This window comes from Methylobacterium sp. FW102-HT35C08 (assembly GCF_058790235.1).
In genome coordinates this window covers 4,589,963-4,615,809 of the sequence record NZ_JBYTCL010000002.1, presented here as the reverse complement: position 1 = coordinate 4,615,809, position 25,847 = coordinate 4,589,963, and the positions used below count along the sequence as shown (strand labels likewise).

Genomic DNA, 25,847 nt, shown 5'->3' with positions numbered 1-25,847 from the left:
CATGTCCTGCGCTGATGCTCCCCTGACCGGTCGCCGCGTCCTGGTCGTCGAGGACGAGTACCTGATCGCCAGCGAGGTGAAGCGCTGGCTGCTGGCGGCCGGGTCCGAGGTGCTGGGCCCGGTGCCGAGCGTGGACAGGGCGCTGGACCTGATCGAGGAGCGCCGCCCCGACGTGGCGGTGCTCGACGTCAATCTCGGCGCAGGCGATGACGTCTACCCGGTCGCCGACCGATTGGGAGCGCTGGGAGTGCCGTACCTGTTCGCCACGGGCGACGTGCGCTTGGCCGACACCTCGATCTACCGGGACCGGCCGCGGCTGGAGAAGCCGTTCCTGGCGCGGGAGCTGGTGCGCGCCCTGAGCGCGATCCTCGCCGAGAGCCGCGCCTGAGCGGGCCGCGCCGGGAGCGGTGAGGCGGCACACCCGCGCGGTCGGAGCCGGGCCGGGCTGCGGCGCGGTCGCGCGCTCGACAACCCGGCACGCACTCACCATCTTGGCGGCAACAAAGGACGTCCGCCATGACAACCTATCGCAAGTCGCCCGAGGCGATCGCGGCGCTGACGCCGGAGCAGTACCGGGTCACCCAGCAGAACGGCACCGAGCGGCCCGGCACGGGCCCGCTCCTCGGCAACAAGGAGCCCGGCATCTACGTCGACATCGTCTCCGGCGAGCCGCTGTTCGCCAGCGCCGCCAAATACGAATCCGGCTGCGGCTGGCCGAGCTTCACCCGGCCGATCGACCCCGCGCACGTGACCGAGCTCCGCGACGTGTCGCACGGCATGGTCCGCACCGAGGTCCGGTCCACGCACGGGGACAGCCATCTCGGCCACGTGTTCAACGACGGCCCACGCGACCGCGGCGGCCTGCGCTACTGCATCAACTCGGCGGCGCTCCGCTTCGTGCACCGGGACGACATGGAAGCGCAGGGCTACGGCGCCTACCTGCCTCAGGTGGAGACGGTATCATGAGCATCGAACGCGCAGTTCTCGCCGGCGGCTGCTTCTGGGGCATGCAGGATCTGATCCGCAAGCTGCCGGGCGTGGTCTCGACCCGGGTCGGCTACACGGGCGGGGACGTTCCGCACGCGACCTACCGCAACCACGGCACGCATGCGGAGGGGATCGAGATCACGTTCGATCCCGCGACGATCAGCTTCCGCCGCCTGCTGGAATTCTTCTTCCAGATCCACGACCCGACCACGCCGAACCGCCAGGGCAACGACCGCGGCCTGAGCTACCGCTCCGCGATCTTCTACGTGACGCCCGAGCAGAAGCGGGTCGCCGAGGACACGATCGCGGATGTCGACGCGTCGGGCCTCTGGCCGGGCAAGGTCGTGACCGAGGTCGCGCCGGCCGGCGATTTCTGGGAGGCGGAGCCCGAGCACCAGGATTACCTGGAGCGGATTCCGAACGGCTACACCTGCCACTTCGTCCGGCCGGGCTGGCGGCTGCCGCAGCGCTCCGACGCGGCCTGAGGAGCCGGCGCACCTTGGGGGCGCCGTCATCCCGGGGCGCCGCAGGCGAGCCCGGGATGCAGAACCACTGTCGGAGCAAATCATCGGCACCTCGGCGGGTCTGGATCCCGGGCTCCGCTGCGCGGCCCCGGGATGACGGTGGCGCCGGCGGCCGGGGATGGGGAGGGGGCTTCGAGACTGGCCATGAGCGACGACGCGCCCGGACAGACCCTCAGCATCTACTACGATGGCGGCTGCCCGCTCTGCCGGGCCGAGATCGACCAGTACCGCCGCTGCGCCGGCGCGGAGCGGCTCGCCTTCGTCGATGTCGGCCGCGGCGTGCCGGAACCGGCGCTCGGGCCGGATCTCCCGCGCGACGCCGCCCTGCGGCGCTTCCACGTCCGCACCGCGGAGGGCCAGCTGGTCTCCGGCGCGGCGGCCTTCGCGCGCCTCTGGCAGACCCTGCCGGGCTGGCGCTGGCTCGGACGGCTGATCGACTGGCGCGTTCTGGGCGTCCGGCCCGTGCTGCCGGTCGCCGAGGCCGCCTACCGCCTGTCCCTGACCGTGCGGCCCCGGCTGGCGCGGCTGGTCGCCCGGCGATCCGGGGCGTGACCCGGTGGCGACGCGCTGCGTCCACTATGTCGGCTTCCGGGACGACCGCTACTGGAACGCGGTCCGGATCTTCGGCGGCCCGCGGGTGATCCATCGCCGCTGGGACTTCTACGCGACCCGCGACGTCGGTCCCGACGACATCGTGGTCTTCGCCGAGGGCGACGACACGCAGCCGATCGCCGCGCGCAACGCCACCGACCTCGACGAGCGCTGGCTGTAGCGCCCAGGTGGCGGGGAAGGCCGTCGATCCCGTCATTCCGGGTCCGCGCAGCGGAGCCCGGAATCCAGAGCCGCCGCGGCCCCGAGATCCTGCACCGACAGCGGTTCTGGTTTCCGGGCTCGCCTGCGGCGCCCCGGAATGACGGCCCGGCGTACCGCTTGTCGAGCTCCCGCGTGAGGATGGATCCTCTCAAGCGCGCCGCCCTAAGCCCGTGTAGGCGAGAAGGCCCCGCCGTGATCCTAGAGCGCGCCCGGGAAGAACGTCGCGTAGCCGTCCTCGTGGACCCGGCGGAGATAGTCCCGGTACCGGGCGTGGCCCGGCGCCTCCGGCCCGATGCGCCCGTAGCCGAATTCCGTGCCCGCCTGCTCGGGAAGCAGCGCCAGCGGCGCGGAGGCCGGCGTGAGCTGGGTTCCGCGGCCCGCGACCAGCGTCGTCAGGATCCCGTACATCTCGCCCTGGATGTTCGGGCGGCACAGCACCGCGAGCCGGTGCTGCCCGTGCCAGTTGGTCACCAGATAGATCATGCCCGACTGGCTCGGCACGGCGACGCTGCCGGATTGCGCGAACGGGGCGTCGATCCGCTCGGCCTCGCGGAACACCAGGCGAGCGCTGTCGGCGTCCCAGGCGATCTCGGTCCGGTAGGCGAAGATCGCGCCCGCATCGCCGAAGGAGGGCCGCAGGGTGAGGTAGCGCCCCTCGATCCAGGCCACGCTCTCCCACGAGTAGGAGCCCAGGGCGTCGGGCGCGTGGCGCGCCGCCTCCGGTGCCGGCCGGCCCGTCTCCTGGCGCAGGGACTGGCCCAGAGCCTCCTCGAGCCGGATCGTGGTCGCCAGGGTGAAGGGGCGGCGGCCGGCCAGCGCCTTCTCCAGCGTCGAGAGGCTGATCCGGGCCTCCTCGGCCAGGGTCTGCCGGGAGATGCGGCGGCGGGCCAGGGCCTCCCGCACGGTCTGGGCAATGGCGCGGCTCTGCGCCTCCGACAGCTCGATCTCGCTCACGGGCAGGCTCGCAGGGGCTCGACCCGCACAGATCCGCACGGAACCGCACATTTGCGCAAGCGTCGCCGTGTCGATCCCTGTGGCTCGTCAGGGCGTTTCCGCCTCCGCCTCGACGATCAGCCGCAAGGGCCCGGAGCGCAGGGCTGCGAGCGGCCAGCAGGTGACCAGGGCGAGATGCCGGCCGGGGGCCTGCGGGTCGAGCCCCGACGCGTCCCACGGCGCCACCCGCGCGCCGGTGACGCGGAAGCGGACGGCCCGGCCGTCGCGGCGCGTGACCGTGACGGGGTCGCCCGGCGCGAGATCCCCCAGCACCGCGAACTGCGTGTCGCGGTGCGCGGCGAAGACCGCCGTGCCGGGCTCGCCCGCCTCCGGCGTGCCGTCGAGCTGCCCGGGGCCGAAGGCCAGGGCCTGCCCGCTGCCGCCGCGCAGAACCACGAAGCTGCGGCCGGCGAGGGTGAGCCGGGCGACCGGCTCCGTATCGGCTCCGGGCCAGGGCTTCGTCGGGCGCCCCTCGGCCAGGGTGCGGGCGAAGGCACGCTCCAGCAGCGCCTGCGCCAGGACGGCCTTGGCGGGGATCCAGGCGGCCTGCGCGGCGAGGCCCAGGCCAACAAGGGTGAGGAGGGCCGCGAGGGCCCGCCCCAGTCCGGTTCCGGGACGGCCGCTCATCGCGCGTCCCCGATGCGACGGCCGCCGGACCGGCGCAGGCCGGTGCTCAGCAGCACGCCCAGGAGGGCGAGCAGCAGGCCGAGGCCGAGCTGCGCCAGGATCCCGGCCCCCGTCTGGGGCAGGGCGATGCCGTCCCCGGCGGCGTTGATCGGCACGATGCGGGGCCCGGTCCCGCGGCTCGGGGCCGGTGCGACGCCGGGCTGATCCGATCCGAACACCGTGGCGAAGTCCCAGCCCGCCGGCAGGTTCAGCGGCAGATCGGCGGCCACGAGCGGCGTGCCCGGGGTACGGCGCGGGGTGGCGTCGACCGCCACGAGGCTGGTCAGGCGCGTCGTCAGCCCGTGCTCCAGGGCAAGAGCGAGGATCGCGGCATCGGCCGCGTCGGTGCCGAGGCGATTGGTGATGCGCGCCGTTTCGGTCTCGCCGATCCGGGAGCGCGCCCACACCTTCGAGATGCCGGCGCCCGGCGCGGCCCCGGAAAGGGCCAGCGTGCGGCTCCAGCGCCGGCCGCCGACCCGGCCCGAGACGGTCACGGACCCCGGGTCGGAACTTCCGATCTCGGGGAGCCGGGCGGCGAAGACCAGCGGCTCGCCGCGATAGAGATCGGGCAGCGCGCCCGGCGTCACCTCGGCGCCGGGACTCGAGACGGTCGCGGTGAGGTCGGTCACGGCCGGGGATTCGAGCTTGGCGTAGAGCTCACGGGTGCGCGCGTCGACCTGGGCGAGATCGCGGATCTCCGTGAAGCTGCCGCGGCCGATGGCGGCGGCATGGCGCATCAGGTGGCCGTTGGGCGCCGAGCCGATGCCGACCATGAACAGGCGCGAGCGCCCGAGATTCGCGTGGATCGCCGCGAAGATCCGCTCCTCGTCGCCGACCGCGCCGTCGGTGAGGAACACGACCTGGCGCACGCGCCCGTCCTCCGGATGGGGATCGGCCAGGGCCGCCTTCAGGGGCGCCAGCATCTCGGTGCCGCCGCGCGCCTCCAGGGCGGCGACGAAGCGCTCGGCCCCCGACAAGGCCTCCGGGGTCGCCGGGACGGGCTCGGGATGCAGCGCGTCCCAGGTGTCGTCGAAGCGGATGACGTTGAACCGGTCCCGCGGCGTCAGGCCGGCGAGGCCCGCGAGCAGCCCGGCCTTGGCCTGCCGCATCGAGGCGCCGGCCATCGAGCCGGAATTGTCGATGACGAAGGTGACGTCGCGGGCCGGCCGGGCGGCGGCCTCGGCCTCGACCGTCGGCGGGGTCAGGGTGGCGAGCAGGTAGGTCCGGCCGGCGACGGTCTCGCGGAACAGGCCGAGGCCCGGCATCCGGCTCGGGACAGGCTCCCAGGTCAGTTCGAGGTCGCGGTCGGCCGGCACCGCGCCGTCGGCCAGGGTGACGGTGCGGGCCTCCGGGCCGGCCTCGGTCACGCGGATCGCGTGGGTCGCGCTGTGGACGGTGCCGATGGCGAAGCCCGCCTGGAGCCGCACCGTGACGGCGACCGGATTGACCGGAAGGGACGCGGCCGGGTCGAGCACGGGCGGGCTGATCCGGGCGCGATCCGGAACGGGATCGCGCGCCGCCTCGGCCGAACCGTCGAGGGCGACCGTACCCAAGGCCGACGGCGCCGGATTGTAGCGCGGCGCCACCACCAGCGGCAGGCGCAGCATCCGCGTCTCGCCGGAGACGGGGATCGTCTGCTGATAGGTGATCTGGACCAGCACCGTCTCGCCGGGGCCGATATTGGCGACCGTGTTGGTGAAGACGTTCGGCCTCTCCTGCTCGGTGAGGGCCGCCGACTGCCCGGCCGCCTTCGCGGCCTCGTAGGCGCGCTTGGCCGCCGCCCGCTCGCGGATATCGGCGACGATCACGCGGGTGCCCACGACGAGCTTCATCCCGTCGATGGCCGCGTCCTCCGGCAGGGGGAACACGTAGGTGCCCTCGACCCAGTCGGCCGTGGTGTTGCGGAAGGCCTGGGTGACGGTGGCGCGGGCGGTCGGGCCGCTGACGTCGACGCCGATATCGGTCGCCAGTCGGACGGCCTCCACCGGCGCGGTGCCGGCCGGCCCGCGCAGCATCAGGCCGCCCCGTGCCGGTCTCGGCATCGCGTGGGCCGAGGCGAGCATGACGAGGAGCGCCAGCAGACCGAGGAAGAGCGGCGACAGCGCGGCGGCGCGCGGCTGCCCGAGGGCGGATCGTGGAACGGAGAACGGCATCGGAGTCCCTCCTGCGCCGGCGGATCGGGGCCGGCTCAGCGCCGAAGTTCCCGCGCCGAGCGACGCGCCGCCACGGGAAGCTTCGCCCTTTTCCGGGCCTGAACCGGACGCGCCGGACAGGCCGCGGCGGATCGGTGCGGAGGCGGTGCGGTCCCGTGCGCCCTGCGGCGCGTCCTGACGGATCCGCCACGGCCACGAACTTCGGCCAACGAGGCTTGGCTCAGGCTCCAAGAGACAAATCCGGCACTCCGGGACTGCGGAGCAGGGCCCGGAATCCGGATCCGCAACGCGTGCTCGGCCTGTCACGGTTGGCGGTTCGGGATTGCCCGCCTCTGGCGTGCCCCTCCGGGTCCGGGCCCGCCTGCGGCGCCCCGGACTGACGGCATGCGCATCCACGAAGACCCACGATGCGCCTTGACTTATGCGCAACTTGCGTCTTAGTTATGCTCAAGTTGAGCAGAAAGGCCCTGCGGTGACCGAATCCGAGTTCCTGGCCGGCTACGATCCGGCGGATTACGAGCGGCCGGCCCTGGCGGTGGACCTCGTGCTGATGGGCATCCGGGCCGGCCGTCTGGCGGCGCTCCTGATGCGGAGGACCCAACACCCGCAGGCCGGGCTTTGGGCGCTGCCCGGCGGCTTCGTGGGCATCGACGAGACCCTCGACGAAGCGGCAGGGCGCGTCCTGCGCGACAAGGCCGGGATCGCCCGGGCGCGGCTGGAGCAGCTCTACACGTTCGGCGCCGTCGACCGCGATCCGCGCATGCGCATCGTCTCGGTCGCCTACCTGGCGCTCCTGCCCGCGGCGGCCTGCACCGAGGCCCTGGCCGGCGGCGGCCTGACGGCGGCCGTGCTCGGGGTGCCCTGGGCGGGCGAGGCCGGCGGCCCGGTCTCGGCCGTGTCGGAGGGCGGCGCGCCGCTCACCCTCGCCTTCGACCATGCCGACATCCTGGCGCAGGCGGTGAAGCGGCTGCGCGGCAAGCTCGACTACACGGACGTCGCCTTCGCGCTGCTGCCCGAGCAGTTCACGCTGCGGCAGCTCCAGGACGTCCACGAGGCCGTGCTCGGCGCGCCCCTCAATACCTCCGCCTTCCGCCGCCGCATGCGCGACCGGGGCTGGGTCGCGCCGACCGGCGCCCGCGAGGCCGGCACGGCGTTCCGCCCGGCCGAACTCTTCCGCTTCGACAGGTCACGTCAGTCTTGAGGAGACCCCCATGGCCACGATCCGCAACATCGGTGTGATCGCCCAGCTCCGGAGCGAGGCGAGCAGCCACATCATCCGCTTCCAGAACGGCCGCGTCCGCCAAAGCGGGCGGGGGCTGGTGTTCTGGTTCCGGCCGGAGACCGCGAGCATCAGCGAGGTGCCGGTGGACGACCGCGAGATGACCCTGTTCGTCCGCGGCCGCAGCCGGGACTTCCAGACCGTCGTGGTGCAGGGGACGATCGGCTGGCACGTGGTCGATCCCGAGCTGCTGGCGAGCCGGGTCGACTTCTCGATCAATCTCGCGACCGGGCGCCTGCAGGGCGAGCCGCTGGAGCGGATCGAGGCGCGCCTCGGCGGCATCGCGGGTCAGGCGGCCTTGCAGTATCTCGGGGCGAGCCCGATCGGCGCGCTCCTCGACGCGGGGCCGGAGCCCCTGCGGGCCGCCCTCGAGGCGGTTCTCGCCGCCGCCCCGGCTCTGGCCGAGATCGGCCTCGCGGCCGTGTCGGTGCGGCTGACCAACCTGGCGCCGACCAGCGAGCTCGAGCGGGCCCTGCAGACGCCGACCTTCGAGGCCCTGCAGCAGAAGGCCGACGCGGCGACCTTCGCCCGGCGCGCCCTGGCGGTGGAGAAGGAGCGCGCCATCGCGGAGAACGAACTCGCGACGAAGACCGAGCTGGCGCGGCGCGAGACGGTGCTGATCGCCCAGGAGGCGGAGAACGCCCGCGACCGCGCCGCCGGCCTCGCGGAGGCGCGCGGCCTGGAGGCGGCCGCGGAGGCGGAGCGCATCCGGCTGGTCGAGGGCGCCCGGGCCGAGGCCGAGCAGCGCCGCGCGGCGGTCTACCGGGATATGCCGCCGGCCGTGCTGCTCGGGCTGGCCGCGCGCGAGCTCGCCGGCAAGCTGGAGACCATCGAGCACGTCAACGTCACCCCCGACCTGCTCGCGGCGCTCCTGGGCGAGGTCCGCGGCGCGCTTCCCGCGCCGGTCGCGGCGCGCTGAGGAGGGCGCCATGCCGGCCACGACACCCCGCGTGGTCTTCGTGATCCGCGACACCGATTACGAGCTGCTCCTGGCCCGGCACGCGACGAGCGGCCAGGTCCGGTTCTTCCTGGAGAGCCGCGGGCAGTCGATCGCCGAGGTCGAGGCCCGCCACGCGCAGTTCCAGGCGGTGCTGGCCGAGGCCCGCGGCAGCGTACCCCTGGACTGGCGGCAGGCGCTGGTGCGGCGCCCCGATCTCGACCGCTTCCTGTTCGCCCCCGAGGACATCGTGGTGGCGGTGGGGCAGGACGGGCTCGTGGCCAACGTTGCCAAGTACCTGGACGGCCAGCCGGTCGTCGGCGTCAATGCGGCGCCCGACCTCTACGACGGCGTCCTCGCCCGGGCCCGGGTGGGGAGCCTGCGCGCCCTCCTGCCCGCCAGCGCCGCCGGCACGGTGCCGCTCCAGCGGCGCACCATGGTGCAGGCTCAGTTCGACGATGGCGTGCGGCTGCTCGCCCTGAACGAGATCTTCGTCGGCCACCGCAGCCATCAATCCGCCCGCTACCAGATCGACGACGGCGCGCGGGCGGAGGACCAGGCGTCGAGCGGGCTGATCGTGGCGTCGGGCACCGGCCTGACCGGGTGGGCGCGCTCGATCAGCGAGGCGACGCATCTCACCCTGGAGGTGGGCGTCGAGGAGGCGGCCTTCGGCTACTGGGTGCGCGAGCCGTTCCCGAGCGTCGCTACCGGCACGGCGATGCGCGCGGGCCGGTTTGCCGGCGCACCGCTCACCGTGACGTCGCGCATGAACGAGGGCGGCGTGGTGTTCGCGGACGGGATCGAGCAGGACTTCATCGCCTTCGATTGGGGCCGGCGCGTCGCGGTCACGCCCGCGTCGCGGACCCTCAATCTCGTGGTCGCCTGAGCCGCCGCGGTCCCGTCACGGGCCGGGCGGGTTGAGCAGCACCCAGAGGCGCGCGATCCGGCCGCCGACGACCTCGGCCACATCCGCTCCGGTGACCGCGACCGGTCCGCCGTCCGGACCGGCTTGCCACTGCAGCGAACCCAGCCCGTGGTGCCCAACGGCCGGGCCGACGGGCGTGAACCGGAATGTCGGCCCGAACTGATCCAGCAGCCTGCCGGCCAGAGCGGCGATGGCGGCTTGGCCCCGCACGATGTCGGCGGGCTCGTACAGGACCGGCTCGTCCACGAAGAGCTCCGCCAGCGCCGCCGCCCGCTTGCTGGCGTCGCGCTCGTTGAAGACGCGCTCCAGATTGGCGCGCAGCAACCGGTCGTAATCCGGCTCCGCCTCGGGCCGGACGGTGTCGCTGGTCTCGGGCATCGGGTCATCTCCATCCGCAGGCGGGCGCTCGGATCCACGCGGTTCGTTCGTCAGACGAGGCGGGCGCCGCCGTCAACGTGCAGGGTCTCGCCGTTCATGAAGCCGTTGCTCATGAGGAAGACGATTGCCGCGCCCGCCTCCTCGGCCGTGCCGAGCCGGCGCTGCGGCAGTTTCTCGGTGAGCGCGGCCACATAGGCCTCGCGGTGGGCGCCGAGCGTGCGGGCGAGGAGCGGCGTGTCGGTGGTGCCGGGCGAGAGGGTGTTGACCCGTACCGGGGCCAGTTCCAGGGCGAGGCCGCGGGCCAGGGCCTCCATGGCGGCCGAGGCCGCCGCCAGCACCGCGGTGCCCTGGGCGCTCGGGCGATCCGCCAGGGCGCCGGAGATGAGGGTGACGGAGCCGTCCCGGGCCAGCCGGCCTCCGAGGGCCCGCAGGGCGTGCACCGCCGCCCAGACCCGCTCGTCGAAGGCGCGCTTCAGGTAATCGACGTCGGCCTCCAGCACCTTCCCGGCCACGAAGGTGCCGGCGAGGAGCACGAGGTGGTCGACCTGCGGGATGTCGGCGAGCGCCGCCGCGATGGTCTCGGGCCGGGTCACGTCCGCGGCGCGCCAGCCGGCGAAGCCGTGCTCGGCGGCGACGCGCTCGGCGCCCGCGGCGTTGAAGCCGACCACGACCACCCTGGCGCCGGAGGCTTGGGCCTGCCGGGCGGCGGCGAGGCCGATGCCCGAGGTGCCGCCGAAGATGACGACGGTGCGGTCCTGAAGGGTGCTGCTCATGACGCTGGTCCCGTGCGGCGCCCCGGCGGCGCCTGTGGACCACAGAATGGGACCGGCCTGCGCGCTAGATAATCGGGCTCGTTCTCGGTTCAGTCGTGCCGTCATGGAACAGATTGGCCTCGACCGCCTCACCGGCCTCATCGCATTCGCGCGCTCGGCGTCGCTCGGGAGCTACACGGCCGCCGCCCGCGCCCTCGGCATCTCGCCCTCGGCGGTGAGCAAGAGCGTGCAGCGGCTGGAGGCGCGCCTCGGCCTCAGCCTGTTCACGCGCACCACGCGCTCGCTCACCCTGACGCCGGAAGGCCGCGACCTGCACGAGCGGGCGCTGCGGCTCCTGCGCGAGGCTGAGGCGATCGAGCAGGCCGCCGTTGCGGCGCGCTCCGAGCCGGCCGGCACCCTGAAGGTCACGGCCCCGTTGCCGATCGGCGTGCACCTGCTCGCCCCGGCCCTGCCGCGGTTCCGCGCGCGCCACCCGAAGCTCTCGGTCGACCTGCGCCTGGGCGACCGCTTCGCCGACCTGATCGAGGAGGGTATCGACGTCGCCATCCGGGTGGGCGATCTCGCCGATTCGCGCCTCGTCTCCCGCCGTCTTGCGCCGCACCGGCTCTGCGCCTTCGCGTCGCCGGACTACCTGGCCCGTCGCGGCACCCCGGCGCATCCCGAAGAGCTGGCCGGCCATGCGTGCGTGAACTTCCGTTTCCAGAGCACGGGCCAGACGCTGCGCTGGCCGTTCCGGATCGGCGCGAAGGTCGTGGATGTCTCGCCCGACGCCGGCCTCGTCACGGATTCCAGCGATGCGGTGGCGGCGATCCTGGTCGCCGGCGGCGGCATCGGCATCTCGCCGACCTACGTGGTCGCGCCCCTCGTCGCGCGCGGCGCGCTGGTGCCGGTCCTGCGGGATTTCGCGGTCGAGCGCTCGGCCGTCACGGCGCTCTGGCCGGAGAGCCGGCGCGGCAACCCGAACGTCAAGGCGTTCCTGGCCTTCCTCGGCGAAGTGTTCCCGTCGCCGACCCCCTGGGACGCCCTGATCGGCGCGTGATCCCGCCGCGGCGCGGGCCCGCCTCACAGGATCCGCGGATGGCGGCGGGCTGCATCCGCCGCGCGAACGCCATCGAGCGCACGGGGTAGCGGGTTCCTCCGGTGGCCGGTCGCTGGTATCGGCCATGCCTGCACGTGATGAGCAGCTTTGCCGCTCACGTCTGCTTTCAGGACTGAGCAAGGGATCCGCGCATGCCGAGCACGTTTGGCCTGAACCGCACGCTGGGCAGCGCCATCGGCGTCATCGCCCTGGTGTCGGTCCTCAGCAGCGGCGCGGTCCTGATCACCGGTAACCAGCTGCAGGAGGCAACGGACGCCCGAAACCGCTCCAGTCAGCTGATCCGCGGCCTCGATAATTTCCGGACCGCCATGCTCAATCAGGAGACCGGGCTGCGCGGCTACCTGCTCACCGGGCGCGAGGGCAGCCTGGAGCCGTACAGGTCCGGACGCCTGGCTCTCGATGAGGCTATCAGCCGGCTCAAGGTCATGATCGGCAACGATGCCGAGCGCACGCGTCTCCTGGCCGACGCCGTGGCAGCCGCGCGGAGCTGGCAGGCCGACATCGGCGAGGCGGCCGTCCGCAATGCGGCCGACCCGTCGACCCGGGCCGAAGCGGTCCGCATCGAGGCGGACGGCAAAGGCAAGCAGTTCTTCGACACGGTGCGCGAGAAGCTCGCGGCCATCGAGACCCTTGAGGATGCGGTGCGCACCGCGCTGGTCGGACGTGTCGCGCAGGCACAGCGCGACGAGAGCGTCGCCCTGTGGGGCGGGACCTTGCTGACGCTCCTGATCTGCGCAGGCATCTGGATCGCCATCAACCGTCTGATCGTCCGTCCCCTCGTGCGCGTCATGGCCTTCGTCGCGCAGGTCGGCGAGGGCGACCTGTCGGGACGGCTGGAGGCGGGCGTGGCCGGCGAGGTCGGCCGCCTCGGCACGACGCTGAACGCGATGGTGGCGGGGCTGTCGGACCTCGCGCGCACCAACCGGGCCGCCACCGCCGACCTGAGTGCGGCCGCGGCCGAGATCCGCGCCTCGGCGCAGGAGCAGGCCGCCTCGGTGGAGCAGCAATTCGCCGCCGTGCAGGAGACCGCCGCCACGGTCGACGAGATCACCCATTCGGGCGCGCAGATCAGCAAGCGCGCCACCGAGGTGATCGCCACCGCCCAGGCCACCGCCCAGACCTCCCGCCAGGGCCTGCGCGCCGTCTCGGACACCGCCAAGGCCATGGACGCGATCCGCGAGCAGGCCGAGGCGGTGGCCGGCAACATCGTGAGCCTGTCGGAGAAGACCCAGACGATCGGCGACATCATCGAGACGGTCAACGACATCTCGGAGCGCACGCACCTGCTGGCGCTCAACGCGGCGATCGAGGCGGCGGCGGCCGGCGAGAGCGGGCGCAGCTTCGCGGTGGTGGCCTCGGAGATGAAGCTGCTGGCCGACCAGGCGAAGGCGGCGACCGGCCAGGTGCGCGGGATCCTGGGCGAGATCCAGCGGGGCATCAACACGTCGGTGATGCTCACCGAGGAGGCGGTCAAGCGCGCCGCCGCCGGCAAGACGCGCTCGGACACGACGCAGCGGACCATCGAGGAAATCACCGCGAAGGTCGAAGAGGGCGCTCAGGTGTTCCAGCAGATCATCGCGTCGACGAACCAGCAGCAGCTCGGCATCGAGCAGGTGATGGGTGCGCTCCAGAACATCCGGCAGGCCAGCCAGCAGACGGCGGCCGGCACGCGGCAGGTCGAGACTGCCTCGGCCAACCTGACGGAGCTGGCCCAGGCGCTCATGGCCCTCGCCGAACGCTACCGGCACTGAGGCCTGTCCGGCCTCTTCTGGTCCCGTGTGCTGTGTCGGTTCCGGTTATACGGCCGCCGCTCGCGGCGACGCAGATCCGCAAGCGCCGCCGTATCCATCCTCATCCTGGAGCCGATGTCGGCCTCGATCGCACGGCTGAGCGCGTGCGCAGTTCCGTGAAAGCCTCTCGCTCGGGGAAGCGAAGCGCGTCGCTCGGGAGGCGACCGAAGACCCGGAAGGCGGCGGCGCCGTGCACGCGCTGGGGCTCCTGACCGCTCCGGGTGGCGCCGCCGCCGCGAGTTGCCCTCGCGGCGGCTTCCGGTGATCCGCCCAGGAGAGGGCGCCACATGAGCGAGGGGGCCTCTCGATGATGGCTCTCCTGCGCTTGGTCGTGGTGGCGGGCTACCAGAGCCGGGACAGGATTACCGAGGGTCCCGGCGCGCCCGCCCGAGATGCTGCGCCTCCGGGTCAGTAGCTGACGTAGCCGCCGGCGCCCTGGCCGGGGCGGACCGCACCGCTGGTGTTCACGGGTGGGGCGGCCTGCTGGCGTTCCGACGAGCGGTTGGCCAAGGCGCGCCCGGCGGCACAGCCTCCGACGGCGCCGAGGACGCCGTGCCCTGCGTAGTGGCCGGCGATGCCGCCCACGATGGCGCCCTTGATGCAGCCCTTCGCCTCGGCCGCCGGACCGGCAGCCAGAAGGGCACCCGCCGCGAGAGCGGCCGTGACGACACGCTTCATCATGATAGTCTTCTCTCCGCAGCATCATCGCTGTGGCGGAGATGTAAGCTCTGGAAACCCGGCTTTAAGAGGTGTTGAGAAGAATAATTATAACTGTCGCGCCCTTGATTTTCGGAAATCATAGCACTGATCGGAACCGATCCGTCCCTCGGCGCAAAGGTTATGCTGATGAATGCTTGATGAATGGAGCTTGTTAACCGGCTGGACGGCACTGGCCAACCATTAGGTCCTGGCTATGGGCATGCCCCTTCATCAGGCTGGCGATCTGCCCCCGCTACCAGACGCGCCGATCGATCGCCGTTCCGGGCGCCCGGCCACCCGTTCGCGTCGACCGATAGGCTGGCACCAGGACTGAAGCGTCGGCACGCGCCGGACCATCGGTTCAAAAAACATATCGCCGCCTCTAGACGACCGGTCTAATCAAGCCTATGTCAAGGTCATGGCACAGGTCAGCGGCAACATCGACACCCGACGCGGCATCCTCGACACCGCCCACGGCATCGTGGGTGCCAAAGGGTTTTCGGGCGTCGGTCTCAACGAGATCCTGGTCGCGGCCGGGGTCCCGAAGGGGTCCTTCTACCACTACTTCGGCTCGAAGGAGGCGTTCGGCGAGGCCCTCCTGGCCGACTACTTCGAGGCGTACCTTGCCGACATCGACGCGACCCTCGCCGAGCCCGGCCTCAGCCATGCCGAGCGCCTGATGAACTACTGGCGCAAGTGGCAGGCGACGCAGGGCAGCATCGACTACCAGCGCAAGTGCCTTGCGGTGAAGCTCGCGGCGGAAGTCTCGGACCTGTCCGAGCCTATGCGGCTGGCTCTCAAGCGCGGCACGGCCGGGATCATCGACCGTGTGACGGGTGCCATCCAGGCGGGGGTTGCCGAGGGCTCGCTGAAGGTCGAGGCCGAGCCTCGCGCGACGGCCGAAACCCTCTACCACCTGTGGCTTGGTGCGAGCCTCATGGCGAAGATCGAGCGCACCGACGCACCGTTCGAGGCCGCGATGAGGACGACGCGGCGCATCCTGGAGCCGGGACCCGCCTGACCGGGCGAACCGATCCCGATGCGGGGCATGTCCGCGCGCAGACCTTAGACGACCAGTCTACTAAATTCCCATCGGAGGAGAGACCATGACCCCACCAAGCGCAAATCCCATCGCTCCCTACCTGCTGCTCGCCGAACTCGGGGCCGCCTTGTTCGGTGGCACCGCCGCCTCGGCCGAGGAGCGCATCACCCTGGAGGTCATCGGCGCCGTCCGTATGGCCGGTCCCGAGTCGGCTCGCCGCGCGGGCCCAGCGCCCGAGGGAGCCGAGGCCAGGCCGGCGCGCGAGGCGACCGCCGCGCGTTCCATCGACGAGATGGCGGCCCGCCACAACTGACCCGCTCGCGCACGTACCGACGACAGATCCACACCAACCCCGGAGAATGACGATGAAGATCCTGATGGTACTGACCTCGCACGACCAGCTCGGCGACACCGGCCGGAAGACCGGCTTCTGGCTGGAGGAGCTTGCCGCCCCCTACTACGTGTTCAAGGATGCCGGCGCCGAGGTGGTCCTCGCCTCACCCAAGGGCGGACGGCCGCCGCTGGATCCCAAGAGCAACGAGCCGGGCTTCCAGACCGACCTGACCCGACGCTTCGAGGCGGACCGCGACGCCAACGCCGTCCTGGCGGACACCGTCCGGCTCGATGGCGTCAACCCTGAGGGCTTCGATGCGGTGTTCTATCCCGGCGGGCATGGCCCCCTGTGGGACCTGGCCGAAGATCCCGCTTCCGTCCGGTTGATCGAGACGACGCTCAAGGCTGGCAGGCCCGTCACGCTCGTCTGCCACGCGCCGGGCGTGCTGCGTCACGCCAAGGCGCCTGACGGCAGGCCGCTCGTCGACGGCAAGGAGGTCACCGGCTTCACCAACACCGAGGAAGAGGCCGTCGGCCTGACCCAGGTCGTCCCGTTTCTCGTCGAGGACGAACTGAAGCGGAACGGCGGCCGGTTCAGCAAGGCCGGGGACTGGGAGCCCTACGTGGTCGCCGACGGCCTGCTGATCACCGGCCAGAATCCGGCCTCGTCCGGACCCGCGGCCGAGCGCCTTCTCGGCCTGCTCGCGCGCGCCTGACGCCCTGGGGTGCACGGACCGCAGACGAACCCGAGGCGCGTTCGGCATCCCGGCCGACCGCGCCTCGGAATTTACCCCGGCAGGAGGCCCGAGGCGCGGTAGGTCTCGATCAGGCTGTCGAACTGCGCGACGTCCGACCGGCTCCTCGCGTACAGCTGGGCTCCGGACACGGCGGCGAAGATCGCTCGGGCCCGCGCCTCGCTGTCCTCGGGCTCCACAGCCCCCGCCATGACCAGCACCTTGCCGAGCCAGACGATGTTGACGTCGGCGAAGCCTTGCGCCTCCCGCTGCACGATGTCCGGCAGGTTGGCGTATTCCGCCGACATGAAGCTGCACAGGCAGAGCCTGTTCCCGTCCTCGAGCGACCTGCGGAAGGTGCCTGGATAGAGCCGCAGGCAACGGACCGGATCCGAGGTCTCGGCCAGCATCGCATCCAGCTCCGCCGCCGTATCCTCCCAGTAGCGCTTGGCCACGGCGGCGCCGAGATCGGCCTTGCTGGCGAAGTGGTGGTAGATGCTCGCCGCTTTGATGCCGACTGCGTCGGCGAGATCGCGGTAGCTCAGCCCGCCGTAGCCGTGCGCCTGGGCGGTCTTCCGTGCGGCGGCCAGGATCGTTTCCCGCGCGTTCGAACTCATCGCAGACACCCCACCCGCACCGAAAATCTAACGATCGTTAGTTAGGGATTGACGAGCCGGAAATCCAGTCGTACTTCTCGCCTGCCTAACGACAGGTAGGGAAGCGACATGACGCAGGACATCATCTTCTCGGACGCCACCGGACTCGCTGAGCTGATCCGGACGAAGCAGCTCTCGCCCGTCGAGGTCGTGCGGGCACATCTCGACCGCATCGAAGCCGTCGACCCCAAGGTCAACGCCATCGTCACCGTCGCGGCGGGTGCGCTCGACGCTGCAGCGGCCGCGGAAGCCGCCGTGCTCGCCGGCGAGGAACTCGGGCCCCTGCACGGCGTGCCGTTCACCGTGAAGGATTCCATCGACACCGCCGGCGTGCTGACCCAGCGCGGCTCTCCGATCTTCAGGGGCCGGGTTCCGGATGCCGATGCCACCAGCGTCGCGCGGATGAAGAACGCGGGCGGCATCCTCCTCGCGAAGACCAACCTCCCAGAATTCTCCTACTGGATCGAGAGCGACAACCTGCTCTCCGGCCGGTCGAACAATCCATGGAACCTCGACCGCACGCCGGGCGGCTCAAGCGGCGGCGAATCGGCGGCGATCGCGGCGGGCATGTCGCCGCTCGGCCTCGGGACCGACCTCGCCATCTCGGTGCGCGGCCCGGCCGCCCAGACCGGCATCGTCTCGCTGAAGGCGACCCACGGGCGCGTGCCGATGACCGGCATCTGGCCGCGGGCGCCGCGCCGCTTCTGGCATGTCGGCCCGATGGCGCGCAGCGTCCGCGATCTCGCGCTCGCCCTCTCGCAATTGGCCGGCCCCGACGGGCTGGACAGCTTCGCGACCAGCACCGTCCCGTTCGACGCCGGCCTCGGCGCCGCCCCCGACCGCAAGCTCCGCGTCGGCTGGATGGTCGGGCCGGGCTTCGGGCCCATCGACACGGAGGTCGCCGCGACCGTGCGGGCGGCAGCCGAGGCCCTCAAGGGCGAGGGTCATCAGGTGGAGGAGGTGCGCATCCCGGCGCTGGAGCGCGACTTCGCCCTCGACGTGTTCAACAAGCTCCACGTCATGGAGATGAAGCCGGCATTCCGCGCGGCGATCGCCGGCCGTCCCGACGCCGAGATCTACACGATGGCCAGGACGATGCTGTCGCTGCCCGACACGTCGATGGAGGATTACGTCGCGGCCGAGCAGGCGGCGGAGCGGCTCCGGGACGGCTATGCCGCCTATTTCCGCAACCACGATGTTCTCCTGACCCCCGTGCTGCCGGTCCCGGCGCACAGGCACGACATCCGGGACCTCGTCGTCAACGGCGAGACCGTCGACCTGACCTACCTGCAGGGCGCGACCGTGCCCCTCAACGTGACCGGCCTGCCGGGCCTATCGATGCGGTTCGGGACCAGCCGCGACGGGCTGCCGATCAACGTGCAGGTGGTGGGACGCTGGCAGGCGGAGACGACCGTGCTGCACGCCGCGTCGCTGTTGGAGGGCCTGAGCCCGGTCCGCGGGCTGCACCCGAGCCTCTGACGAGAGAGGGGAAACCTGCGGGGCAAGCCGAGGACGCTCGCCACCCGCGCGCCGGGGGCGCAGGTCGCCGGCACCGTCACGCGGCCGGAAGCAGGCGGAAGGTCGGGGAACGGCTCGGCCGGGTGGCGAACGAGCCGACCGGCAGCACCGGCCCGTCATCGTCCAGGACGAGGTCGTTGTCCCGCAGTAACCGCGCCAGGACCAGCACCGCCTCGGACGTGGCCAGCTGCGCCCCGATGCACACGCGGGGACCCGCGCCGAACGGCAGGAAGCTGTAGCGATCCGGCTTCTCGGGTCCGAGAAAGCGCCCGGGGTCGAAACGCTCGGGCGACGTCCACAGGCGCGGGTCGGTGTGCAGCAGGGTGAACGGCATCAGCACGATGGCCCCACGCTTGACCGGGACGCCGCACAGCGCGTGATCCGCCACCGCCTGGCGTGCCGTCATGTAGGCCGGCGGGTAGAGACGCAGCGCCTCATCCACCACGGCGCGCGTCTGCGGCAGAGCGCCGACGGCCGACCCGGCCCCGCCCGGGGACAGGTCCACCCGCCGCGCTTCCCGCCGGACGGCGCGGCGCCAGTCGGGTGCGTTGGCCAGCAGGTAGCAGGCCCAGAACAGCGTCAGGCCCGTCGTCTCGTGCCCGGCGAAGATCATCGTCGACACCTCGTCGGCCAGGAGGTCCTCCTCCCGATCCCCGTAAGCCTCGGACAGAAGGTCGAAGAGGTCGCGCGGCGCCCCCGGGTGATGTGCGGCCCGGCGCTGGGCGATGATCGCGAGGATGAGCGCCCGCCAGCGCCGACGGAAGCGCGCGCGGCGGAAGGTGGCGAGCGTCGGCACCCGAGGCGGCAGGATGAAGTCGCTCGCCCGCGGCCGTCCGACGCCGTCGGCGTAGGACAGGAGCAGGGCGCGCAGCTGCGGTCCGAACGCGTCGACCTCCAGGGAGAACATGCTCGTGCAGGCGACAGCAAGGCTGAGGTCCTGCATCACCCCGAGCAGGTTCACGGGTTCGCCGCGAGACGCCTCCAGCCGGGCGAAGGCCGCCTCGGCGCAAGCGGCCATGTGCGGGGCGAGCAAGGTCACGGTGCGGGGCGTGAAGGCCGGCGCCAGAGTCCGGCGCTGCCGGCGCCAAGCCTGACCCTCGCTGGCGGCGACGCCGCGCCCGATGAGAGCCCCGAAGATGCGATCGCCGGCCGCGATGCGCCGGTAGAGGTCCGGGCGCGTGGCCAGCACGTCGCGCATCGCCTGCGGGCCGGCGGCGATGACGACGTCGCGGCCGAGCATCGGCAGAACGAGGACCGCCTGCTCGCGGCATCGGAGCGGAAAGGCGGAGTAGGCGTTGCGGCGCAGGCCGGCCAGGACGCCGAGGGCGCCCACGCGGTCGGGCGCCAGCGGCGGCATGGGCGGGGCGAAGGAGGCTTGCCCGGGTGTGTCGGTCGCCGTGATGACGGTGTCCATCGGGTGTCCTCGTTGAAGGCGCCGGCGGCCGTGCGTCGCTCCCCGACCGCTGCCGGGCCGGTTCCGACGTGCAGCGGGCATGCCGGGATCCGTACCGGCTTCTCAGGCGCGGTTACAGGCCGGCCGCTGCTTCGGTTCGAAGCGCCCGCTTGGCGTGGATGCCAACGCTATGCCGCTCGGCCCGAGGCTGAGCGGGGCCAGTTGCCGCGACAGCCGCGTGCCGGCCGCCACCCGCGATCGGCGCCGGGGTGAGGACCGGCTGTCATGGGACCAGACCGGCCGCCCGAAGCTTGTCCGGGAGGCGCGGGTAGACCTTGAGCGCGTTCCCCGCGAAGACCTTGGCCCGATCCGTTTCCGACAGGGCGGCGGCTTCGACGTAGCGCTTGGTGTCGTCGTAGGCGTGCCCCGTTTCAGGATCGATCCCGTTCACCGCACCCACCATCTCCGAGGCGAACAGCACGTTGTCGGAGGGCACGACCTTGAGCAGCAGGTCGATGCCCGGCTGATGGTAGACACAGGTGTCGAAGAAGACGTTGCCCATCAGCGCGGACAGCGGAGGCCGCTTCATGTCCTGGGCGAGCCCCCGGTAGCGGCCCCAGTGATAGGGAACCGCGCCGCCGCCATGGGGGATGATCAGGCGCAGCGTCGGGAAGTCCTTGAACAGGTCCGACGTGACGAACTGCATGAAGGCGCTGGTGTCGCCGTTGATGTAGTGCGCTCCGGTCGCGTGGAAGTTGCGGTTGGCCGAGGCGCTGACATGGACCATGCCCGGCACATCGAGTTCGACCATCTTCTCCCAGAGCGGGTACCAGAAGCGGTCGGACAGCGGCGGATCCGTCCAGTAGCCGCCGGACGGGTCCGGGTTGACGTTGCAGCCGACGAAGCCGAGTTCCTTCACGCAGCGCTCCAGCTCGGCCGTGCAGTTCTTCGGCGAGACGCCCGGCGTCTGCGGCAGCTGGCAGACGCCCACGAAGTTTTTCGGCATCAGGCTCGCGACGCGGTGGATCATGTCGTTCGACACGATCGACCAGTCGAGGCTGGTGCGGGCATTGCCGATATGGTGGCCCATCCCGCCGGCGCGCGGCGAGAACAGAGCGAGGGAGATGCCACGCTCGGACTGAAGCTTGAGCTGCCGACCGATCACGCTGGCGCGCACCTCGTCGTCGCTGACCTTCAAGTCGGCGGGCGAGGGCGATTGCGCGGGGTCGTTGATGGCTTCGACTTGGCGCTTGCGCCACGCCAGCATGGCGGCCGGCTCGGTCGTGTAGTGGCCGTGGCAATCGATGACGAGGCCCGTGTGGCGCGCGGGCTCGGCCTGCGCCGTGATCGACACCGCAGCGCCCAAGCCGGCGCCCAAGCCGGCAAGACCGCGCATAAAGCCGCGGCGCGGCAGGCAGCATGGGCAGGACGCGCCTGCGGCAGGCTCGATCTCGACGGTCATCGTTGGGCGTCCTCCGGCTGAGTAACGGGTGTGCGCGACCTGTCGCCGAGGGCCGGCGTGCCGTTCGGAAACGGTCGATCCGCGGTCATCCCGGATCGGCTCCCACCGCGCGCAGGTATGCGGCCGTCGCCGGATGCAGCCAGGCGGCCGGTACGGTCGCGACCAGATTGCGCGGGTCGCTCTCGCGGCCCTGAGGATAGGACCGGGCCAGAATATCCCGGCCCCGGTCGATCGCGCGGACGAGCCGGGTGACACCGATACCGTCGAGGCCGGGGCGCGCCAGGATGAAGCTCCAGGACCCGACGGTCTCGATCGCCGCGTCCTGTCCGCGGAAGGAGGCCGGCGGGACGGTCAGACGGCGCATCGAGGCGCGCAGGGCCAGGATGGTGGGGATCGCCTCGGGGGCGGGGCCGAAGAAGCGGGCGCCGCCCGGAGCATCCGCGAGCGTCCTGAAGCCTGGCCAGCCGAGGCTTGCGCCCCACAGGGCCGCCGCGCGGCCGTCGAGAACCTGGGCGGCGCCCTCGCCGGCGTCGTCGAGGAGGATCGGCGTGATGTCGTGGTCGGGATCGAGGCCGGAGCCCTGGAGCACGGTTCTCCCCATGATCGTGAAGCCCGAGCCGCGCGTCCCGAGCGCCACGGCACGGCCGCGCAGATCCTGAACGCCCCGGATCGGACTGGCGGCCGGGACCACGAACAGCCCGGGCGACGCGTCGATGGGGGCCACGACCGACAGGCGATCGCTTCGGGCCTGTTCGCCGGACAAGGCCTCATAGGCATACTCACCCTGCACCAGCGCCAGGTCGAGCTGCCCCGCTTTGAGCAGGGTCAGGTTCTCTGTCGAGCCCTTGGTGATCCTCGGCTCGATGGTCACCCCGGGATCGACGTCGCGGAGTGCGGCGATGAGCGCGCTGCCGAAGGCGGGGAAGGAACCGCCCGGCGTCGCGGTCCCGAGGGTCAGGTTGAGGGCGGCCTCGGGCTGCTGAGCCCATGGCTGAGCCCATGCGGGCGCGAGCGAGCCGCAGGCCGCCAAACCCAGGAGCAGTTGACGCCGCCGCATCATATTCTCCCTCCGCGGTGTTCAGCAGCGCCGGAGCGGTGCGGCACACCTCGACAATCGCGCCGGAAAGCCCTCAGATCGACGCGCAAGCCAGACGCGCGAACCAAGGCCGCACGCCAAGCCCAGCGGCCGACAATGCCCCGCGCTGGATCGGGAGGACAAGGCGATGCGACAGTACGCGTTACTGCCGGTTGTGGCGGCTGCCATGAGTCTCGGTTTCGGTTGCGTCGGCGGCGCCGTCGCGAAACCGCTGGCCTTCTCGGGAATCCGGCTGATCGATGGCCGATCGGCCGAGCCTGTCGAGGACGCCGTGGTGATCGTCGACGGCGACCGCATCGTCGCGGCAGGACCGCGCACCGCGGTCGCGGTACCGCCCGATGCCGAGATCCGGGAGATGCGCGGCCGTACGATCATGCCGGGGCTGATCTCCGACCACTCCCATGTCGGCATCGTCCAGGGCGTCGATGTCGGCGCCCGGAACTACACGCGCGAGAACATCCTCGCCCAGCTCAAGGCCTATACCGACCGGGGCGTCACCACGATCATGGCGCTCGGGCTCAACGGCGCGATCATGCCGGAGATCCGCGCCGAGGCGCATGCGGGCCGGATCCCCGGCGCCGACCTGTTCGGGGTCGATCGCGGCATCGGCGTACCGGACGGGGGCCCGCCCCAGGCGATGATCCGCGTGAGCGCGGATCAGCTCTTCCGGCCGGCCAACGCCGAGGAGGGCCGCGAGGCCGTCCGCGCGATGAAGGGGCGCGGCACCGACATGGTGAAGCTCTGGCTCGACGATTTCGGCGGGGCCGTGCCGGCGAAGATGCAGCCCGCGGTCTACGAGGCCGTGATCGACGAGGCGCACCGGCTCGGCCTGCGGGTCGCGGCGCATGTCCACGACCTGGAGGATGCCCGTGCGATCACCAAGGCCGGTGTGGATGTGCTGGCCCACGGCGTGCGCGACAAGCCGGTCGATGCCGACCTGATCGCGCTGCTCAAGGCGCAGAACACCTGGTACATCGCGACGCTCGCCCTCGACGAGGCGACGTTCGTCTATGCGGATGCCCCGGCCTGGGCGCAGACCCCGTTCGTCCGGACGGCGCTGGCCCCCGATCTGAAGGCCCGGTTCGACGATCCGACGTGGCAGCGCGAGACGCGCGCGAGCGCCAAGGCGCAGGCCGCCCGGGATTCGCTGGCGGTGAATCTGGCCAATCTGAAGCGTCTCGCCGACGCCGGCGTGCGGATCGGGTTCGGCACCGACAGCGGCGCGGCACCCGAGCGCGTTCCCGGCGTCGCCGAGCACCGCGAGTTGGCCTTGATGGTGCAGGCGGGCTTCACACCCATGCAGGCCCTCACCACCGCAATGTCGAAAGCGGCCGAGCTTCTCGGTCTTTCCGATCGCGGCACGCTGGAAGCCGGCCGCCGCGCCGACCTCGTGATCCTCGAGGCGGACCCGTCCAAGGACATCGCCAACAGCGTCCGGATCGTCGAGGTCTGGCGTGCCGGCCAACGGCAAGACGAAGCATCGACGGCGCCCGGCGCATCCGCGACGTCGCGATAGCGCCCCGTGCTCCCGATCCCGGTATGGCCGGGCGGGAGATGCCGCTGCGCGGGACACCGATGTCTCGCGTGGAGGCGTGGCCGCCGCTGACGCGGTCACCGATCCCTGCGCGGTCGAGATCGGACGCGTCGTGCAGCCCGCCGCGGCGGAGGTCCTAGAAAACCTTCGCCTTCACGGTGTCGACAGCCTCGGCGCGAGTCGAATTTCCAATCCTGCCCTTGCGCGCAAGAATGCGCTCGCCATCTTCAGACCATCCAACGGGATGGTATGAGGAGGGTCGAGATGGCGGAGAACGTGCGTGAGCTGCGCCCGAAGCTGCCTGACAGCGAGAAGCTGACGGTCAATCTCGGCTTCGTCGATCTGGGCCATATCGACCTGATGGTGCGCGACGGCTTCTACGCCAACCGGGCCGATTTCATCCGCACCGCGGTGCGCAACCAGATCGAGCGACAGGGCGAAGCCGTGAGGCAGTCCGTCAGCCGCAAGCAGTTGCGGCTGGGCCTGTCGTACTACTCGAAGCAGACGCTCGAAGCCGCCCGCGACTCCGGGACGCCGATCCACATTCAGGTGCTCGGGCTGGCCAGCATCGCTCCGGATGTCACCCCCGAGCTCGCACGCGCGGCCATCGCCGCGGTCGAGGTGCTCGGCGCCTTCCAGGCCAGCCCCGCGGTCAAGGCCGCCTTGGCCGACCGGATTACCTGACACGCCAACGCCGACACGATGCTTCCCGGACGAGGCCGAGCCTTCCGCTCCGTCCGTCGCGCACACCAGGATCAGACCCCATGAACGCCTTTCCGAAGATGGACTTCTCCAAGCTCGGCATGCCCAAGCTCGACCCGGCACGCACGGCGCGGATGATGGAGCGGATGGCCCGGTTGCAGACGCAACAGGCCGCGGCCTACGCCCGCTGGGCCGAGGGCCAGAAGGCCGCGGCCTCCGCCGCCGAGGCGAAGGGCGCGGAGGGCGGCGCGACGATCGACATGCGCCCGCCCGCGAGCCCCGGCGAAGCCTGGACGGCGCCGGATGCCGCGCCGGGCGGTGCTCCGGACAAGCCGGCCTTCGCGCCCCACGGCGACATCGCCGGGGATGTGATGCGGACGATCAAGGCGGCGCTGGCGAAGGGCGGCGTCGGGACCGGTCTGGGCTCCGGCCTCGACGACGGTCTCGGAGCCGCAACGCCGGCCGCGCCGCTCCCGGACGGCGCGCGCTTCGAGGCCCGCACCTTCACGGGTGCCGTCGGCAGTCGGAACTACAAGGTCTACGTGCCCAGCGGCTACACCGGTCAAGCGCTGCCGGTCGTGGTGATGCTGCACGGTTGCACCCAGAACCCGGACGACTTTGCGCGCGGGACCCGGATGAACACGGTCGCCGAGGAACAGACGTTCCTGGTGGTGTATCCGGAGCAGCCGCGCTCCGCCAACATGCAGCGCTGCTGGAACTGGTACGAGCCGGGCGACCAGCAGCGCGAGGGTGGCGAGCCCGCGCTGATCGCCGGCATCGTCCGGCAGGTGATCGCGGAATTCTCGGGCGACGCGAGCCGGGTCTATGCCGCCGGTCTCTCGGCAGGCGGGGCCGCGGCCGCGATCCTGGCGTCGACACATCCCGACCTGTTCGCGGCGGTGGGCGTGCATTCCGGGCTCGCTTGCGGCGCGGCCCGCGACATGCCCTCCGCCTTCGCGGCGATGCGCGGGGGCGGTGCCGGAGCGTCCGGAGGGACGCGGCACGGCGTCCCGACGATCGTGTTCCACGGCGACGGCGACAAGACCGTGAACGTGGCCAACGGCGATCGGGTGGCCGCACAGGGACCGGCCGGACCGGACCTCGCGCAGGCGGTCAGCGCGGGGCGGACGCCGGACGGCGTGGCTTACACCCGCACGGTGCGCAGCGACGCGTCGGGCCGGGCCGTGCTGGAGCATTGGGTACTGCACGGGACCGGCCACGCGTGGTCGGGTGGCGATCCGGCCGGGTCGTTCACCGATGCACGCGGCCCGGACGCCAGTCGGGAAATGGTGCGGTTCTTCCTGTCGCATGCCGGCCCGGCGAACCCGTCCGGCAGCGCGGCGGGCCGGGGGTGAGCGGCG

General features: G+C 71.9%; 28 protein-coding genes. 18 read left to right on the top strand and 10 right to left on the bottom strand.

Features of this window, described 5'->3' with window-relative positions; translation table 11 throughout:
- The first annotated feature begins 1 nt into the window (after nucleotide 1).
- The 5 genes from AC3WSN_RS21920 to AC3WSN_RS21900 all read left to right on the top strand — a co-directional run bounded on the left by AC3WSN_RS21920 (nucleotide 2) and on the right by AC3WSN_RS21900 (nucleotide 2,283).
- Complete coding sequence (locus tag AC3WSN_RS21920) at nucleotides 2–388, top strand: response regulator (protein WP_492543348.1); 387 nt, start codon at nucleotides 2–4, stop codon at nucleotides 386–388.
- A gap of 128 nt (nucleotides 389–516) precedes the next feature.
- The gene (msrB, locus tag AC3WSN_RS21915) at nucleotides 517–966 is read left to right on the top strand and encodes a peptide-methionine (R)-S-oxide reductase MsrB (protein ID WP_192711060.1); all 450 of its coding nucleotides are present in this window, start codon (nucleotides 517–519) and stop codon (nucleotides 964–966) included.
- On the top strand, nucleotides 963–1,472 hold the full coding sequence (gene msrA, locus AC3WSN_RS21910) for a peptide-methionine (S)-S-oxide reductase MsrA (RefSeq protein ID WP_238200026.1): 510 nt from the start codon (nucleotides 963–965) through the stop codon (nucleotides 1,470–1,472). The genes msrB and msrA overlap by 4 nt, the downstream gene beginning before the upstream one ends.
- Before the next feature lie 183 nt (nucleotides 1,473–1,655).
- Entirely contained in the window at nucleotides 1,656–2,063 is a 408-nt protein-coding gene (locus AC3WSN_RS21905) for a thiol-disulfide oxidoreductase DCC family protein (protein WP_192711058.1), read from the top strand.
- Between the two features lie 4 nt (nucleotides 2,064–2,067).
- The gene (locus AC3WSN_RS21900; protein WP_492540815.1) at nucleotides 2,068–2,283 is read left to right on the top strand and encodes a hypothetical protein; all 216 of its coding nucleotides are present in this window, start codon (nucleotides 2,068–2,070) and stop codon (nucleotides 2,281–2,283) included.
- 239 nt (nucleotides 2,284–2,522) lie between these two features.
- Here AC3WSN_RS21900 and AC3WSN_RS21895 read toward each other — a convergent pair whose 3' ends face one another.
- The 3 genes from AC3WSN_RS21895 to AC3WSN_RS21885 are packed head-to-tail and all read right to left on the bottom strand — an operon-like array spanning nucleotide 2,523 to nucleotide 6,136.
- Nucleotides 2,523–3,329, bottom strand: a complete 807-nt coding sequence (locus AC3WSN_RS21895; protein ID WP_492540813.1) for a helix-turn-helix domain-containing protein — start codon at nucleotides 3,327–3,329, stop codon at nucleotides 2,523–2,525.
- Between the two features lie 36 nt (nucleotides 3,330–3,365).
- On the bottom strand, nucleotides 3,366–3,944 hold the full coding sequence (locus AC3WSN_RS21890; RefSeq protein ID WP_492540811.1) for a class GN sortase: 579 nt from the start codon (nucleotides 3,942–3,944) through the stop codon (nucleotides 3,366–3,368).
- Nucleotides 3,941–6,136 (bottom strand): marine proteobacterial sortase target protein, encoded by a 2,196-nt coding sequence (locus AC3WSN_RS21885; RefSeq protein WP_492540809.1) that lies wholly within the window; start codon nucleotides 6,134–6,136, stop codon nucleotides 3,941–3,943. Before AC3WSN_RS21885 ends, AC3WSN_RS21890 begins: the two co-directional genes overlap by 4 nt.
- 472 nt (nucleotides 6,137–6,608) lie before the next feature.
- On the opposite strand from AC3WSN_RS21885, the gene AC3WSN_RS21880 reads away from it, so the two are divergent.
- Genes AC3WSN_RS21880 through AC3WSN_RS21870 form a run of 3 tightly spaced genes read left to right on the top strand, consistent with a single transcriptional unit; the run spans nucleotide 6,609 to nucleotide 9,238 of the window.
- Nucleotides 6,609–7,337, top strand: coding sequence for an NUDIX hydrolase (locus AC3WSN_RS21880; protein ID WP_492540807.1), 729 nt, complete (start codon nucleotides 6,609–6,611; stop codon nucleotides 7,335–7,337).
- A gap of 10 nt (nucleotides 7,338–7,347) precedes the next feature.
- Nucleotides 7,348–8,334 carry an SPFH domain-containing protein gene (locus AC3WSN_RS21875; protein WP_492540805.1) on the top strand — a complete coding sequence of 329 codons (987 nt, stop codon included), beginning with the start codon at nucleotides 7,348–7,350 and terminating at the stop codon, nucleotides 8,332–8,334.
- A gap of 10 nt (nucleotides 8,335–8,344) precedes the next feature.
- On the top strand, nucleotides 8,345–9,238 hold the full coding sequence (locus AC3WSN_RS21870; RefSeq protein WP_492540802.1) for an NAD(+)/NADH kinase: 894 nt from the start codon (nucleotides 8,345–8,347) through the stop codon (nucleotides 9,236–9,238).
- A 15-nt stretch (nucleotides 9,239–9,253) separates the two neighbouring features.
- Here the strand turns inward: AC3WSN_RS21870 and AC3WSN_RS21865 are convergent, their stop codons facing one another.
- Together AC3WSN_RS21865 and AC3WSN_RS21860 are read right to left on the bottom strand one after the other, a co-directional pair.
- Nucleotides 9,254–9,655 (bottom strand): nuclear transport factor 2 family protein, encoded by a 402-nt coding sequence (locus tag AC3WSN_RS21865; protein WP_492540800.1) that lies wholly within the window; start codon nucleotides 9,653–9,655, stop codon nucleotides 9,254–9,256.
- A gap of 50 nt (nucleotides 9,656–9,705) precedes the next feature.
- Nucleotides 9,706–10,428, bottom strand: a complete 723-nt coding sequence (locus AC3WSN_RS21860; RefSeq protein WP_192711049.1) for an SDR family oxidoreductase — start codon at nucleotides 10,426–10,428, stop codon at nucleotides 9,706–9,708.
- Between the two features lie 103 nt (nucleotides 10,429–10,531).
- Between AC3WSN_RS21860 and AC3WSN_RS21855 the strand changes: the two genes are divergently transcribed.
- Nucleotides 10,532–11,467 (top strand): LysR family transcriptional regulator, encoded by a 936-nt coding sequence (locus AC3WSN_RS21855; RefSeq protein WP_492540798.1) that lies wholly within the window; start codon nucleotides 10,532–10,534, stop codon nucleotides 11,465–11,467.
- Between the two features lie 191 nt (nucleotides 11,468–11,658).
- Entirely contained in the window at nucleotides 11,659–13,278 is a 1,620-nt protein-coding gene (locus AC3WSN_RS21850; RefSeq protein WP_373622109.1) for a methyl-accepting chemotaxis protein, read from the top strand.
- Between the two features lie 447 nt (nucleotides 13,279–13,725).
- Here AC3WSN_RS21850 and AC3WSN_RS21845 read toward each other — a convergent pair whose 3' ends face one another.
- On the bottom strand, nucleotides 13,726–13,998 hold the full coding sequence (locus AC3WSN_RS21845) for a hypothetical protein (RefSeq protein WP_492540796.1): 273 nt from the start codon (nucleotides 13,996–13,998) through the stop codon (nucleotides 13,726–13,728).
- Nucleotides 13,999–14,434: 436 nt separating this feature from the next.
- Between AC3WSN_RS21845 and AC3WSN_RS21840 the strand changes: the two genes are divergently transcribed.
- The 3 genes from AC3WSN_RS21840 (at nucleotide 14,435) to AC3WSN_RS21830 (ending at nucleotide 16,107) form a co-directional block, all read left to right on the top strand.
- Complete coding sequence (locus AC3WSN_RS21840) at nucleotides 14,435–15,037, top strand: TetR/AcrR family transcriptional regulator (protein ID WP_492540794.1); 603 nt, start codon at nucleotides 14,435–14,437, stop codon at nucleotides 15,035–15,037.
- 85 nt (nucleotides 15,038–15,122) lie between these two features.
- Entirely contained in the window at nucleotides 15,123–15,371 is a 249-nt protein-coding gene (locus tag AC3WSN_RS21835; protein WP_192710697.1) for a hypothetical protein, read from the top strand.
- Nucleotides 15,372–15,423: 52 nt separating this feature from the next.
- Nucleotides 15,424–16,107 (top strand): type 1 glutamine amidotransferase domain-containing protein, encoded by a 684-nt coding sequence (locus tag AC3WSN_RS21830; RefSeq protein WP_492540792.1) that lies wholly within the window; start codon nucleotides 15,424–15,426, stop codon nucleotides 16,105–16,107.
- A 71-nt stretch (nucleotides 16,108–16,178) separates the two neighbouring features.
- On the opposite strand, the gene AC3WSN_RS21825 is transcribed toward AC3WSN_RS21830, so the two are convergent.
- On the bottom strand, nucleotides 16,179–16,742 hold the full coding sequence (locus tag AC3WSN_RS21825) for a TetR/AcrR family transcriptional regulator (protein ID WP_492540790.1): 564 nt from the start codon (nucleotides 16,740–16,742) through the stop codon (nucleotides 16,179–16,181).
- 108 nt (nucleotides 16,743–16,850) lie between these two features.
- Here AC3WSN_RS21825 and AC3WSN_RS21820 point away from each other — a divergent pair, with 108 nt between their 5' ends.
- Nucleotides 16,851–18,260 (top strand): amidase, encoded by a 1,410-nt coding sequence (locus AC3WSN_RS21820; RefSeq protein WP_492540788.1) that lies wholly within the window; start codon nucleotides 16,851–16,853, stop codon nucleotides 18,258–18,260.
- A gap of 76 nt (nucleotides 18,261–18,336) precedes the next feature.
- Here the strand turns inward: AC3WSN_RS21820 and AC3WSN_RS21815 are convergent, their stop codons facing one another.
- From AC3WSN_RS21815 to AC3WSN_RS21805, 3 genes are all read right to left on the bottom strand, one after another.
- Nucleotides 18,337–19,713 (bottom strand): cytochrome P450, encoded by a 1,377-nt coding sequence (locus AC3WSN_RS21815; protein WP_492540786.1) that lies wholly within the window; start codon nucleotides 19,711–19,713, stop codon nucleotides 18,337–18,339.
- A 262-nt stretch (nucleotides 19,714–19,975) separates the two neighbouring features.
- Nucleotides 19,976–21,154: an amidohydrolase family protein gene (locus AC3WSN_RS21810; protein WP_492540784.1), complete on the bottom strand. Its 1,179-nt coding sequence runs from the start codon at nucleotides 21,152–21,154 to the stop codon at nucleotides 19,976–19,978.
- Nucleotides 21,155–21,239: 85 nt separating this feature from the next.
- Nucleotides 21,240–22,211 (bottom strand): TAXI family TRAP transporter solute-binding subunit, encoded by a 972-nt coding sequence (locus AC3WSN_RS21805; RefSeq protein WP_492540782.1) that lies wholly within the window; start codon nucleotides 22,209–22,211, stop codon nucleotides 21,240–21,242.
- Nucleotides 22,212–22,377: 166 nt separating this feature from the next.
- Here AC3WSN_RS21805 and AC3WSN_RS21800 point away from each other — a divergent pair, with 166 nt between their 5' ends.
- From AC3WSN_RS21800 to AC3WSN_RS21785, 4 genes are all read left to right on the top strand, one after another.
- Entirely contained in the window at nucleotides 22,378–23,766 is a 1,389-nt protein-coding gene (locus tag AC3WSN_RS21800) for an amidohydrolase family protein (RefSeq protein ID WP_492540780.1), read from the top strand.
- Between the two features lie 76 nt (nucleotides 23,767–23,842).
- Nucleotides 23,843–24,037: a hypothetical protein gene (locus tag AC3WSN_RS21795; protein ID WP_492540778.1), complete on the top strand. Its 195-nt coding sequence runs from the start codon at nucleotides 23,843–23,845 to the stop codon at nucleotides 24,035–24,037.
- Nucleotides 24,038–24,048: 11 nt separating this feature from the next.
- A complete protein-coding gene (locus AC3WSN_RS21790; protein WP_210031568.1) occupies nucleotides 24,049–24,468 on the top strand; it encodes a CopG family transcriptional regulator in 420 nt (139 codons plus the stop codon).
- An 80-nt stretch (nucleotides 24,469–24,548) separates the two neighbouring features.
- Nucleotides 24,549–25,841 (top strand): extracellular catalytic domain type 1 short-chain-length polyhydroxyalkanoate depolymerase, encoded by a 1,293-nt coding sequence (locus AC3WSN_RS21785; protein WP_492540776.1) that lies wholly within the window; start codon nucleotides 24,549–24,551, stop codon nucleotides 25,839–25,841.
- Nucleotides 25,842–25,847 lie beyond the last annotated feature (6 nt).